The organism is Parvibaculum sp., from assembly GCF_035511255.1.
GTDB lineage: Bacteria > Pseudomonadota > Alphaproteobacteria > Parvibaculales > Parvibaculaceae > Parvibaculum.
In genome coordinates this window covers 1-12,002 of sequence record NZ_DATKFR010000195.1, presented here as the reverse complement: position 1 = coordinate 12,002, position 12,002 = coordinate 1, and the positions used below count along the sequence as shown (strand labels likewise).

At 61.8% G+C, this 12,002-nt stretch carries 14 protein-coding genes and 1 tRNA gene; 12 read left to right on the top strand and 3 right to left on the bottom strand.

Translation table 11 applies throughout. The features are described from left to right. From VMR03_RS07400 to VMR03_RS07360, 9 genes are all read left to right on the top strand, one after another. The coding region (locus VMR03_RS07400; protein WP_325403766.1) for an amidase family protein at positions 1-662 on the top strand (662 nt) is incomplete at its 5' end. Next, positions 659-2,152 (top strand): Asp-tRNA(Asn)/Glu-tRNA(Gln) amidotransferase subunit GatB, encoded by a 1,494-nt coding sequence (gatB, locus tag VMR03_RS07395; protein ID WP_414693155.1) that lies wholly within the window; start codon positions 659-661, stop codon positions 2,150-2,152. The genes VMR03_RS07400 and gatB, both read left to right, overlap by 4 nt. A 218-nt stretch (positions 2,153-2,370) precedes the next feature. After that, the gene (locus tag VMR03_RS07390; protein ID WP_325403764.1) at positions 2,371-2,694 is read left to right on the top strand and encodes a histone H1-like repetitive region-containing protein; all 324 of its coding nucleotides are present in this window, start codon (positions 2,371-2,373) and stop codon (positions 2,692-2,694) included. An 898-nt stretch (positions 2,695-3,592) separates the two neighbouring features. Beyond that, entirely contained in the window at positions 3,593-3,949 is a 357-nt protein-coding gene (locus VMR03_RS07385) for a hypothetical protein (RefSeq protein ID WP_325403762.1), read from the top strand. A 133-nt stretch (positions 3,950-4,082) separates the two neighbouring features. Then, positions 4,083-4,721 carry a glutathione S-transferase N-terminal domain-containing protein gene (locus tag VMR03_RS07380; RefSeq protein ID WP_325403760.1) on the top strand — a complete coding sequence of 213 codons (639 nt, stop codon included), beginning with the start codon at positions 4,083-4,085 and terminating at the stop codon, positions 4,719-4,721. Positions 4,722-4,902: 181 nt separating this feature from the next. After that, positions 4,903-5,172 carry a hypothetical protein gene (locus VMR03_RS07375; protein WP_325403758.1) on the top strand — a complete coding sequence of 90 codons (270 nt, stop codon included), beginning with the start codon at positions 4,903-4,905 and terminating at the stop codon, positions 5,170-5,172. 88 nt (positions 5,173-5,260) lie between these two features. Continuing rightward, a complete protein-coding gene (tesB, locus tag VMR03_RS07370) occupies positions 5,261-6,118 on the top strand; it encodes an acyl-CoA thioesterase II (RefSeq protein ID WP_325403756.1) in 858 nt (285 codons plus the stop codon). Positions 6,119-6,208: 90 nt separating this feature from the next. Further along, positions 6,209-6,301, top strand: a tRNA-Ser gene (locus VMR03_RS07365). Positions 6,302-6,489: 188 nt separating this feature from the next. Then, the gene (locus VMR03_RS07360) at positions 6,490-7,179 is read left to right on the top strand and encodes an SLATT domain-containing protein (protein ID WP_325403754.1); all 690 of its coding nucleotides are present in this window, start codon (positions 6,490-6,492) and stop codon (positions 7,177-7,179) included. A 194-nt stretch (positions 7,180-7,373) separates the two neighbouring features. Here VMR03_RS07360 and VMR03_RS07355 read toward each other — a convergent pair whose 3' ends face one another. Beyond that, positions 7,374-8,027, bottom strand: coding sequence for a hydrolase (locus tag VMR03_RS07355; RefSeq protein ID WP_325403752.1), 654 nt, complete (start codon positions 8,025-8,027; stop codon positions 7,374-7,376). Positions 8,028-8,176: 149 nt separating this feature from the next. Here VMR03_RS07355 and VMR03_RS07350 point away from each other — a divergent pair, with 149 nt between their 5' ends. Next, the gene (locus VMR03_RS07350; protein WP_325403750.1) at positions 8,177-9,070 is read left to right on the top strand and encodes a LysR family transcriptional regulator; all 894 of its coding nucleotides are present in this window, start codon (positions 8,177-8,179) and stop codon (positions 9,068-9,070) included. A 178-nt stretch (positions 9,071-9,248) separates the two neighbouring features. Here VMR03_RS07350 and VMR03_RS07345 read toward each other — a convergent pair whose 3' ends face one another. Beyond that, the gene (locus tag VMR03_RS07345) at positions 9,249-9,821 is read right to left on the bottom strand and encodes a cell wall hydrolase (RefSeq protein WP_325403748.1); all 573 of its coding nucleotides are present in this window, start codon (positions 9,819-9,821) and stop codon (positions 9,249-9,251) included. Between the two features lie 250 nt (positions 9,822-10,071). On the opposite strand from VMR03_RS07345, the gene VMR03_RS07340 reads away from it, so the two are divergent. Both VMR03_RS07340 and VMR03_RS07335 read left to right on the top strand, forming a co-directional pair. Beyond that, positions 10,072-11,043 carry a helix-turn-helix domain-containing protein gene (locus VMR03_RS07340; RefSeq protein WP_325403746.1) on the top strand — a complete coding sequence of 324 codons (972 nt, stop codon included), beginning with the start codon at positions 10,072-10,074 and terminating at the stop codon, positions 11,041-11,043. Between the two features lie 78 nt (positions 11,044-11,121). Then, a complete protein-coding gene (locus VMR03_RS07335; protein ID WP_325403744.1) occupies positions 11,122-11,520 on the top strand; it encodes a hypothetical protein in 399 nt (132 codons plus the stop codon). A gap of 22 nt (positions 11,521-11,542) precedes the next feature. On the opposite strand, the gene VMR03_RS07330 is transcribed toward VMR03_RS07335, so the two are convergent. Beyond that, positions 11,543-12,002 (bottom strand): glycoside hydrolase family 15 protein (locus VMR03_RS07330; protein WP_325403742.1); only part of this gene is annotated, 460 nt, incomplete at its 5' end.

The window sequence follows — 12,002 nt, the reverse complement described above, 5'->3', positions numbered from 1 at the left end:
TCGACGGCATGCCGGCCGAAATCGACGCGCTCTGGCAGAAGGGCATCGACTGGCTGAAGGCGGCGGGCGCCGAGATCGTCGATGTCAGCCTGCCTCACACGAAATACGCGCTGCCGACCTATTACATCGTGGCGCCGGCCGAATGTTCCTCGAATCTCGCGCGTTATGACGGTGTTCGCTACGGGCTGCGCGTCGAGGGCAAGGACATCACCGACATGTACGAGAAGACCCGCGCCGCCGGTTTCGGCGCGGAGGTTCGCCGCCGCGTGCTGATCGGCACCTATGTTCTGTCGGCGGGCTATTACGACGCCTATTACCTGAAGGCCCAGCAGGTACGCACGCTGATCGCTCGCGACTTCGCCGAGGCTTATGCCAAGTGCGACGTACTGCTGACGCCGACGGCGCCGTCCGCCGCCTTCGGCATCGGCGAGAAGACCGCCGACCCGCTGTCGATGTACCTGAACGACGTCTTCACCGTGACCGTGAACCTGGCCGGGCTTCCCGGCATCTCGGTACCGGCGGGATTGTCGAGCGATGGCTTGCCGCTTGGCTTGCAGCTCATCGGCAAGACCTTCGACGAGGAAACATTGTTCCGGGCGGCTTACGCGCTCGAGGAAGCGGCCCAGTTCAAGGCCGAACCGGCAGTCTGGTGGAAAGCATGATCAAGATGCGCAACCGCGAACCCCGCAGCGAAGACCTGATCAAGGGCATGACCGGCGACTGGGAGATCGTGCTCGGTCTCGAAGTCCATGCCCAGGTGACGTCGAAGGCGAAGCTTTTTTCCGGCGCCTCGACGGCGTTCGGCGCCGAGCCGAACACGCAGGTGAGCTTCGTCGATGCGGCCATGCCCGGCATGCTGCCCGTCATCAACCGCTATTGCGTCGAGCAGGCGGTGAAGACGGGCCTCGGCCTCAAGGCGAAGATCAACCTGAAGTCGATCTTCGACCGGAAGAACTATTTCTATCCGGACCTGCCGCAGGGCTATCAGATCTCGCAGTTCAAGAACCCGGTCGTCGGCGAAGGCGAGATCGTGATCGACCTGGCGGGCGGCCGCTCGGAAGTCATCGGCATCGAGCGCCTGCATCTCGAACAGGATGCGGGCAAGAGCATTCACGATCTCGGGCCGGCGGCGAGCCATGTCGATCTCAATCGCTCGGGCGTCGCGCTGATGGAAATCGTTTCAAAGCCGGACATGCGTTCGGCCGACGAAGCAAAGGCTTACGTGACGAAGCTGAGAACGATCCTGCGTTATCTCGGCACCTGCGACGGCAACATGGAAGAAGGCAGCCTGCGCGCGGACGTTAACGTCTCGGTGCGCAAGCCCGGCGCGCCGCTCGGTACGCGCTGCGAGATCAAGAACGTCAACTCGATCCGCTTCATCGGCCAGGCGATCGAATACGAGGCGCGCCGCCAGATCGAAATCCTCGAAGAGGGCGGCACGATCGTTCAGGAGACGCGGCTTTTCGATCCGAAGGCGGGTGAAACGCGTTCGATGCGCTCGAAGGAAGAGGCGCATGACTACCGCTACTTCCCCGATCCCGATCTCCTGCCACTGGAACTGAAGCAGGCCGACGTCGACGCGATCAAGGCGCGCCTTCCGGAGCTTCCGGACGACAAGAAGGCGCGTCTGATTTCGGAATTCGGCCTTTCAGCTTACGACGCGACGGTTCTCGTCGGCGAAAAAGCGACCGCCGACTTCTTCGAAACGGTGGCGAAGGGGCGCGACGCAAAGCTCGCATCGAACTGGGTGACGGTGGAATTGTTCGGCGCTCTGAACCGCGAAGGACACTCGATCGAGACGTCTCCGGTGAGTGCGGAGCACCTCGGAAAGCTCATCGATCTGATCGCGGACGGCACCATCTCCGGGCGAATCGCGAAGCAGATTTTCGAATCAATGTACAAAACGGGCGGCGACCCGGCCGAAATCGTCGAAAAAGAAGGTCTGCGTCAGGTGACCGATACGACCGCGATCGAGGCGGCAATCGACGCCGTCATCGCGGCGAATCCCGACAAGGTCGAACAAGCGAAAGCAAAACCGTCTCTCGCGGGCTGGTTTGTCGGACAAGTCATGAAATCCACGTCTGGCAAGGCAAATCCGCAAGTCGTCAACGAAATCCTCGCACGCAAATTGGGGCTTTCCTCCGAAGGCTGACGAATTTTTTGCGACATCCGATGAACCGTTTGTCAACCACTTTCCGGTGAGAGTGGGGCGAACGCGCTTGCACAAAAATGCAACACTGTGTTGCAGAGGCGATTGACCGCGCTCATATTATTTGCGCGCCTGAGGGGTACGAGGGCGCGTCAAGAGTGTGCGTTGCGAGTTCAATGGATTGTCGCCAACGATAATGGCACATCAGGAGCTAGAGAAACATGGCTACGAAAGCTAAAGCGAAACCCGCCGCCAAGAAGCCGGCGGCCAAGAAACCCGCCGCCAAGAAGACGGCTGCGAAGAAGAAGACTGTGAAGAAGCTCGCCGCCAAGACGACGGCTGCGAAGAAGAAGCCGGCTGCCAAGAAGAAGCCCGCTGCGAAGAAGGCCGTGGCCAAGAAGCCGGCTGCGAAGAAGACCGTGAAGAAGGCTGTCGCGAAGAAGACCGTCGCGAAGAAGAAGCCCGCTGCCAAGAAGACGGCGGCGAAGAAGCCTGCTGCCAAGAAGCCCGCTGCGAAGCGGAAGCCGGCCGCAAAGAAGGCCTAACGACTGGTACTCGCCGGCCTGTCGCAGTCGTTGCGGCAGGCAAGCGCCTCTCCAAGAAGGCCCGTCCCGCAGCGCGGGGCAGGCCGAGGCCAATCGACTAATCCTGCCAGCCGACGCCAAACGGCTGGAAGATGTCGATCGAACGGGAGAGGAGCGGGCTGCCCTTATGTGGTCAGGCCGGTGAATATCAGAGTTGGCGACCAGTTCGAGCGATCCTTTCCAGGACCGGTTGGAACTAATGGAGGCCAGCCATCATGGGCCGAAGGGCCCAGGAGGAGAACCGGTTCGATTTAGATCTTCGAACAGGGGCCATCCATCGATATCTCAGCCGCGAGACGGGACGTTGTCCGTCGAGTGTGCGGCGGAGAGTGAGGTCGACCAACACCTGTGCCGGCAGACGGCCGGACCTGGTCCATGCGGGGCAGGCCCGACATTTCCGCCGGTCAGCTTAGTTACCTAAGTGATCGACCGCTTTATGAGCGAGGGAAAGCGGCTTTGCGGCGTCTTCAGCAGACGTCTTGGAGGCCACGATCATCTCGACAGGCGTTGGCCGATCGCGAATATGGCGTGCTGGTGCTGGGTCGTGCCCTATGAGAGCCAGGGCCAGCAGCTTACAGACTTTCCCCGCCTCAAAGGTTGATTCGAACGGGTTGGCGCCCGGCCGACGGCCAAGAGAGGCTTCTCCCTCGGACGCGAAATGCGTCAGGGAATGTTGGGGACAAGACCAGAGAAGCCGGGCAGGCGCGCAAGCTTCTGTTCGGGCAACGCGCACGATAAAGGGGCGGGCTTAACGCTCGCCCCGCTTATGCTAAACTCACAGCGTGTCCGACAACGGGCACGCTGTTTGCTTTTGTGGCTCCGTCTGTGACTCCGTGGCGGGCCGGCAAGGAGAAGGCCGATGTTTCGTATCGCGATCAAGACTGCCGGCGCCGCGATTCTGGCGACCTGCCTTTTTGCAGGCGCGGCATGGGCGGACGAGGTGACGGGCAGCGGCACGCTGGTCATGAAGGACAAGTTCAACAGCCAGACGGAATGGGGGAGCGGACTTACACTGCCACGCGCCGGCCGCATTACCCGCGTGATGGACGGCACCTACGGTTTCGCCATTCGCGACGCGAAGGGTGAGGTCGTCGCGGATTTCCTCGACCCGCAACAGGCGGTCGGGATGAAACTCGCTGCCGGCAATTACGTGCTCGACCCTTATGTCTGCACACGCCATCGCCATCATCACGTCGAAGTGACCGCGGAATATTGAATTCCCGCCATGGCTGAGGTCGATGCCGCCCCGGCACTTGTTGTCGGGACCGAGGGACCGTTGCATTCTGTCGCGATGCAGTTGGGCCCCGGGGATGAACCCTGGACGACACCGGATACGATGGGAGCACGTGATGATCGATCTCTACACATGGACGACGCCGAACGGTCGCAAGGTTTCGATCATGCTGGAGGAATGCGGCCTTCCCTACACGGTGCATCCGGTCAATTTCGGCAACAACGAGCAGTTCACGCCGGAGTTTCTGGCGATCAATCCCAACAACCGCATTCCCGCCATCGTCGACCGGGAGGGGGACGGCGGACCGCTTGCCGTCTTCGAGTCGGGCGCGATCCTGATCTATCTCGCGGAGAAGACCGGAAAGTTTCTTGCCCCCAAGGGACGCCAGCGGGCGATCGCGCTCGAATGGCTGATGTGGCAGATGGCGGGTATCGGACCGATGTTCGGACAGCTCTTTCATTTCATGACGGCGGCGCCGGAGAAACTGCCTTATGCGATCGAGCGCTACACAAACGAGGCCGCGCGTCTCGTGAAGGTGCTCGAGAAGCGGCTGGGTGAGGCGCAATATATGGCGGGCGATTACTCGATCGCCGACATGGTGACCTATCCCTGGCTTGCGCCGGCGATCGATCTGATCGCGGGCGCAAAGCCCGAGGTGGTCGGGGAGGCCCCGAATATCCGCCGCTGGCTTGCCGATGTCGGCGCCCGCCCGGCGGTGCAGCGCGGCATGAAGGTGCCGAGCTTCCTCGGCTGAACGCCGGCGCGAAAGATTCCGTCCGTCTCACACGCAACCTTTTTGGCAAATGCCGCGTTAACCATTTTTTCAGCAGGCCGATGGAATGCTTCAAAAGGGGCAAGGGACCTCCCTTGTGATTGAGGCGGGCGCCGAAGCGGGTTGATGAAGGCGAGCCGCCGGGAATGGGAAGAGGTGGGCGATGGCTCGCGTGCAGCACGAGATGCTCCAGGAGAGCGAGCTTGCGGCCGAAGGCGGCAAGTGCGATGCGCTTTATGAACTGGGGCTGATCTATTCGACCGGTAACGGCGTCGATGTCGATCTGGTCACCGCGCATAAGTGGTTCAATCTCGCGGCGATGCGGGGCAGCGAGGCGGCGCGGTCCTACCGCGCGGAACTCGCCCGCGAAATGAACGCCGCCCAGGTGGCCGAGGCCCAGCGCCAGGCGCGCGAATGGCTCGCCGCTCACTGACCCGGAACCGCACTTGAGGCGGATGACAGTCAGCGGCGTTCCGCTTATGTTGCGCGCGCATTGAAGCTCGCGAGCGACAGGAAACGTGATGGCCGACGCTGTCGAAGATCTCATCCAGATTCTCAACCTCGAGCAGATCGAGGTGAACCTTTTCCGGGGGCACAGCCCGGACGCAAGCTGGCAGCGCGTTTTCGGCGGGCAGGTGATCGGGCAGGCGCTGGTCGCCGCCTATCGCACGGTCGAGAACCGCGTCTGCCACTCGCTCCACGCCTATTTCATCCGGCCGGGCGATCCGAAAATTCCGATCCTCTATGAAGTCGACCGCTCGCGCGACGGCACCAGCTTCACGACGCGGCGCGTCGTCGCGATCCAGCACGGCAAGCAGATATTCAATCTCGCGGCGTCGTTTCAGGTGCCGGAGCAGGGCTTCGAACACCAGGTGTCGATGCCCGACGCGCCGCAGCCCGAAGACCTGCCGAGTGAGCGCGAATTGCGCAAGGCGATCGAGGACCGGCTGCCGGAAGGCATCCGCAAGCATTTCGCGCGGCCGCGCCCGATCGAAATCCGGCCCGTCAATCCGCAGGACTTCATCGACCCCGCGCCGATGGAGCCGGTTCAGAACGTCTGGTTCCGGGCGCGCAAGGAAGTGGGCGACGACATCGCGCTCAACCAGTGTATTCTCGCCTATGCCTCCGACATGACGCTGCTCGACACCGGGCTCCGCCCGCATGGCGTGAGCTGGCTGTCGGGCAAGCTGCAATCGGCGAGCCTCGACCATGCGATGTGGTTCCACCGGCCGTTCCGGGTGAACGACTGGATGCTCTATGCGCAGGACAGCCCCAGCGCGTCGGGCGCCCGGGGCTTCAACCGGGGCAGCATCTATTCCAAGGACGGGCAACTCGTCGCCTCGGTCGCCCAAGAGGGGCTGATCCGCTACCGCGCATGAGGATTTGGGCGCCTTTTCGGGCCGGAAACGGGCCGATATGGGAGTTCGCCCTTGATGCCGCCCTCAATCTTGGGCATACACGGGACCAACGGAGACGTGGCCGAGAGGCTGAAGGCGACGGTTTGCTAAACCGTTATACGGTGTAAAGCCGTATCGAGGGTTCGAATCCCTCCGTCTCCGCCAATTTTATAGTAAAATCAATAGCTTATATGCCTCGGTGGCAAATCTACCACATGAATTACCACATGCGGTTGGCCATGGATTTCGCCGGTTCGAAGTGATTCGCGCCAATCTGTGCGGTAACGGTTTCATCCATGATTGAACGATACACCTTCGCCAATTAGCGATATATCCGATGGCCGGGGGACATTATGAGCACCGAAACCGACGTTCTGCACACCGCTTTGAAGGACTTCAAGCGAAGCGTGGAAATCACGCGTGATGTTCGATTTCAAGCAAACCTTCGACTTGCAGCGCGTCAGCGCAATTCGTCCTACTTAATTTCGTTGCTGTCGCTGTTCGTGATTGCGCTTTCCTTGTTGCCGAACATCATCGCCCTGCAATCCTACCAATCGCAAATCCTGCTGGCCTGTTCGGTCGTCCTTTCGGCGTTCATCATCTTCACTAGCCTGATCGATGGGTCGCAGAACTTCTACCATCAAGGCGAACTGCTGCATCAATGCGCGCGGAAGGTGGCGACAGTTCACCACGAATTGAAGAACATCGATCTCGAAAATGATTACGATAATGCGAAGAAACGACTGACAGAACTTCAGGAACAATATCGACAGGCATTGGATGAATGTCCGATAAACCATGAGAATGTCGATTTCATCAAAGAGCAATCATACAAGCCGCACCACTTTCCGAACAATTTCGCTAAGAACCATTGGATAAAACTTGGTCAAATCCAATTGAAGAAGTTTCAAGCGTTCGTCATGGCGCACCTTTGGATGGGACTGCATTTGATTGCGCTGATTGGCGTTTGCCTTATCGTTTACAGGTTCGTGCTGTTGGGTAGTTCACCCATTCCGACATTGCCTTGCCCGCCCGCTCCATAGTTCGACGTAAAATGCCCCGACCAACAGGCACTTCATTGTTGGCCGGGGCGACGGGGCGCGAGGGCACGTCCTGTTTAGTGAAGCATGGGCAACTTTGCGGCGATGCGGTCGCGGTGCTTCGGTTCTAGGTGCCATAGCAGGGCGAAGACGATGGCCTGTGCGTCGGTCGGTCATAGGCCCGTCATCCCGCTCAATCAACCAACGGAGTTCGGCACCGGCGTGTTGAGCAACTGCTGCTCCCACAGGAACGCGATGCCGCTGCCGCCGGCATGCTGCGTGATCACTTCCGTCAACGCGGCGGCTTGATCGGTCCGAGCCCAGTCGCGCTGCCATTCGGCCGCCAGCGCCAGCCAGGTCATCATGTTCGCGCCGGCGGCGATCATGCGCTTGATGGCGATCTCGTGTGCCTCGACCGAAATGGCACCTGACGCGTCAGTGATCACCGTTACATCCCAACCTTCGCCGAGGGCCTGGATCGTCGGCATCGCGACGCATACCTCGGTCCATAGACCGGCGATGATCAGCTGCTTCCGGCCCGTGGCCTTGACAGCGTCCACAACTTTTTGATCTTGCCAGGTGTTGATGAGTGTCCGGTCGATCACTTCCTGACCCGGGAAAACATCCGTGATCTGAGGGAAGAGAAGACCGCCCCGTTCGGCGATCACGGTGGTCAGGATCGTGGGGACACCGAAGGCCTTGGCGGCCTTCGCTAGGCCCGCCGTGTTGTTGATCACCATCTGCGGTTCGTGGCTGTTCACGTTCGCGAGTTGGTAGGGCTGGTGGTCAATCAGAACGAGTACCGAGTCTTCGGGACGAAGAAGCGAAGCAAGGCCGTTACGAAAAGTCATTGTTATATCCTTTGCTGCCGTTGCGAGCGGCATTGGTTTTCGGAGACATGCATCAAGGGTGCGGTGCCTGTAAGAACTATTGCCGCTCCTATCCGAGTTGCGGTAGTCCCCTCTGGTGGAAAGCTGTGTCGCGGAAAGAGGAACGCCAAATGGACATCGAAGCGCTGCAGACCTTCGTAGAAGTGGCTGATGCAGGGGGCGTTTCGGCAGCTGCGCTTCGGCTCGGCATCTCCAAGTCAATCGTCAGTCGAAGACTCCTCCGGCTTGAAGCGGAACTTGGTGTTCAGCTTCTTGCGCGGACCACCCGGGGCGCCGCCCTCACGGAAGCGGGGGTCACCTTCCGAGATTATGCAGCGAGAGCCTGCGCCGAGATCGACGCGGTCAGGGAAATGATCACGCCTGCCGGTGACCTCCGGGGCCGCCTGCGCGTTGCCGTGCCGCTTTCTTTCGGCCCGACCCACTTCGCTCCCATTCTCGCGGAAATGGCGCGCCGCCACCCTCAACTCCAGATCCACACATGTTACAGTGATCGCTTCGTCGATCTCGTCGCGGAGGGGTACGATTGTGCGATACGGGTTGGCTATCTTCAGGATTCCAACTTGATCGCAAGACGCGTCGGACCGATCTATGGGAAGTTCGTCGCGAGCCCGGACTACATCAAGGCGCACGGGGCGCCCGAGACGCCGGAGGAACTCGCCGTTCACGAGGCTCTCATGCAGGGCACCGAAGCCTGGCAACTCATGGACGGCGACAAGGTCATCACGGTACGTCCGCAGGGGCGCTTCAAGGCCGACAACGGCATAGCTCTTGTTGCCGCCGCAACAGCGGGCCTCGGGATCGCTTACCTGCCCGATTGCCTCACCCACGAATATGTAGTCTCCGGCGCGCTAGTGCCGGTCATGACGCGTTATCCACCACCCCCTGCGGGTGCATATGTCATCCGTCCACCAGGTCAGCATCCCGCACGGAAGATACGGATCCTCATCGAATTACTGATTGAGTATTGCGAACCCGCTCCGCACCTCGCGGGGGCGGAGCGCTAAGCAGGAAAGGCGTGAAGCCGGTCCCGACCTCACGCGAGAACTGTTTCAAGAACTGACGTCGCCCATCACCCGGATTGTCGTCTTGTGCAATGCGCCGAGCCATTGCCTCGACATATGATCCGGAGGGATGCCGCCTTTTTTATGGCCGCCGATGGCAGTTGGATAAGCGCAACCCGAGTCAGGGAACGATGAAGACGTGATTGCCGATGCGGGCGGTCTCTTGTTGGACCGCGGCCCAGTGCGGCGGCCCTTTCCTGAATTCCAGAATGGAATAGAAGGAGGTCGCGCCTGCCGTAATGTCCTCCAGGCCACCGTCGGCGAGCTTGTCTGCCAGGGCGGCGGCGGTCTTCCAGCTTTGCGTGCGGCCGATGGCGACCCGTTTGCGCGAGACGCGGCGCGTCCAGCCGAATTGCCCGCGCTCATAGACGACATCGCAGATGCTCGTGCCGGGCGGTCTCTCGAGTTGGCGATTGATCACGACATGCCCGACCGCAAGCATGCCGTCTTCGCCTTCGCCATGGGCTTCGTAGTACATCGCCGCGACGAGGCAGGTACGGTCCTTCGGTGAAAGGTCCAACGGCGGAGAGATCGGAAGGATCGACAGGCTGGGTGGCTTCATCGGTTCGATGACCGGAGAAACCATCCCGTCGACAGCAGGACTGACATGTCCCGACTGCGGCATAGGCGCGACGCAGGCCGCCGCCAGAGAAGCAGCAAGCAGGGTCGTCGGTAGAGTCACACGGCGATGCATGGCGATCCGGTTTTCAGTGGCGGCGTTCGCGCCGAAACGAACCGGCCCGGGCGGATTATGCAATCCGGACCGACAGTCCGGTAGTCGACAATTGCGCCGAGATGTAGCACATGGAGCCGGATTGACGTGAAGCGCGGCGGATTTACGTCATGGCGCGCGCCGATCCCCCAATTTGGTTACATAACTCGACATGTCCGATCCGATCATGGTGCTTAAATCCAGCGGCCAAAATCAAGCGGGGAGCGAGACGATGCTTGAGAGTGAAATCGGAATGGCGCTTCGCGCCGCCCGTGTCGAGAAGGGTCTCTCCGTCGCGGAGATATCCAGACGGCTGCATCTGAAGGAAGCCTATGTCGAGGCGATCGAGCGGGGAGAGAGCGGCGCGCTTTTTCCACGCTCCTATCTGATCGGATTCCTCCGCAGCATGGAGCGTTTGCTGACCATCGACATCGGCGCGGACATCGACGCTCTCGCGCGTGTCCTGCGCGAGGAGCGCGAGGGCACCGTCCCGCCCGTGCCGCTGGTGGTGGAGCGGCGGCGCGTCAACCGGGCGCAGATCATCGCGCTGGGCGGCTTCATGCTCGTGCTCTGCGTGATCTTCTCGATCGGCCATTCATCGGAAGCCCCGATCGCCGAGCCGCTGACGGCCGACGAGGTGCTCGCCGGGCTCAAGGCGCAGAGACATCTCGTGGTCGCGCCCGTGGCCTCCGCGGCGCCCGCCGCATCCGTTGTCGCCGCACAGGTACCGGCCGCGCCGACGCAAACGAGCGCGCCGGTATCGACGCCAGCGCCGGCGGCTCAGGATACCCTCGATGCTGTCGTCACACCGGCGCCGGCCCCCACCGTTGCGGAGGCGACCGCGGAAATGGCGCCGACGGAACCATCCGTGGTCGCGGCGGAAACAGCCTCACCGCCCGTTCCGCTCGCGACGCCCACCGCCGCGAAGTCCATGGTGGAGCCCGCCAACGCCTCCGCGCAGTCCGGTACGGCGTCCGCCGAGGAGACGAAGGTCGTCACCCGGGCGGTCTATCTGCGCGAGAGGCCCAGCAAGAACAGCGACCGCATCGGTACCGTCGCCCGCTGCACGCGCGTCACGGTCGAGCAGGTGGATATGCGCTCGGGCTGGGTCGAGATCAACGACGGTTCGGGGACGGGCTATGTCCACCAGACCTTCCTCAGCGACGCCATGCCGGCCTGCGGTCCCTTGCCGGCGGAGCACTGAGAGCCGAGACGCCGACCATTTGCCCCGCCGCCTCCGATGCGGGTAAGCTCGCCGCACCGAGCCGGAGGGACGATTCATATGCTGGGGCAGATTCTGTTGAGGACGAGGGGCGGGCTTGCGCTTGCCGGAATGGCGGCGCTGGCGCTGGCGGGATGCACGGCCGAACTCGGGCCGGCCGCGGGCTTCAACACGCCGGAGACGGTGGGCGAGCTTCCGCCGAATTATCAGGCGGTGTCGGCGGAGTGGGTCAGGGCGTCACTGAAAGATCCGGCCAAGCCCGTCACGGTGCAGCCACCCCTTCCTGCGGAAGTCGCGAGCTGCAATATCGGCGTGCTCGGCAAGCATTACGGATGGCGCGTGCCCGTCCGCTATGCGGTGGAGGATGGCTGCGGCGACTGCAACGGCGAGAAGACCGTCTATCTCTGGTTCAATCGCGGCCGGATCGACCGGACATCCTATTTCCCCGACCAATGCTAATACCGCTCGTCAGGCGCCAGAGCTAATCTCCCGCAGCCTGTGAAACCGTATCGCGTTCCGCGCGTTGGTCGGGCCGGGTGACGCGGGCGAGATTATGCGCCGTGTTGATGAGCGCGACGTGAGAGAAGGCCTGCGGGAAGTTGCCGACCAGGCGCTCGCGCACCGGATCGTATTCCTCCGCGAAAAGGCCCACATCGTTGCAACGGGCGAGGAGGCGATCGAAAAGCCGGTGAGCGTCGTCGAAGCGGCTTTGCATCAGATAGGCATCGACGAGCCAGAAACTGCAGGCCAGAAACGCGCCTTCGCCGGGCGGCAAGCCATCGGCGACCTCGCCGGTGTTGTAACGCCGGACATAGCCGTCGACGAGAAGATCGCGTTCGATGCGGGCGATCGTGCCCCGAACACGTCCGTCTTCCGGCGGCAGAAAGCCGACGGCGGGCAGCAGCAACAGGCTCGCGTCGAGCGCCTTCGAGCCGAAGGCG

What these genes read in the sequence shown, in the direction of transcription:
- gatB (WP_414693155.1), top strand. Translation starts at nt 659, where the DNA reads ATGATCAAGATGCGCAACCGCGAACCCCGCAGCGAAGACCTGATCAAG.
- VMR03_RS07390 (WP_325403764.1), top strand. Translation starts at nt 2,371, where the DNA reads ATGGCTACGAAAGCTAAAGCGAAACCCGCCGCCAAGAAGCCGGCGGCC.
- VMR03_RS07385 (WP_325403762.1), top strand. Translation starts at nt 3,593, where the DNA reads ATGTTTCGTATCGCGATCAAGACTGCCGGCGCCGCGATTCTGGCGACC.
- VMR03_RS07380 (WP_325403760.1), top strand. Translation starts at nt 4,083, where the DNA reads ATGATCGATCTCTACACATGGACGACGCCGAACGGTCGCAAGGTTTCG.
- VMR03_RS07375 (WP_325403758.1), top strand. Translation starts at nt 4,903, where the DNA reads ATGGCTCGCGTGCAGCACGAGATGCTCCAGGAGAGCGAGCTTGCGGCC.
- tesB (WP_325403756.1), top strand. Translation starts at nt 5,261, where the DNA reads ATGGCCGACGCTGTCGAAGATCTCATCCAGATTCTCAACCTCGAGCAG.
- VMR03_RS07360 (WP_325403754.1), top strand. Translation starts at nt 6,490, where the DNA reads ATGAGCACCGAAACCGACGTTCTGCACACCGCTTTGAAGGACTTCAAG.
- VMR03_RS07355 (WP_325403752.1), bottom strand. Translation starts at nt 8,027, where the DNA reads ATGACTTTTCGTAACGGCCTTGCTTCGCTTCTTCGTCCCGAAGACTCG.
- VMR03_RS07350 (WP_325403750.1), top strand. Translation starts at nt 8,177, where the DNA reads ATGGACATCGAAGCGCTGCAGACCTTCGTAGAAGTGGCTGATGCAGGG.
- VMR03_RS07345 (WP_325403748.1), bottom strand. Translation starts at nt 9,821, where the DNA reads ATGCATCGCCGTGTGACTCTACCGACGACCCTGCTTGCTGCTTCTCTG.
- VMR03_RS07340 (WP_325403746.1), top strand. Translation starts at nt 10,072, where the DNA reads ATGCTTGAGAGTGAAATCGGAATGGCGCTTCGCGCCGCCCGTGTCGAG.
- VMR03_RS07335 (WP_325403744.1), top strand. Translation starts at nt 11,122, where the DNA reads ATGCTGGGGCAGATTCTGTTGAGGACGAGGGGCGGGCTTGCGCTTGCC.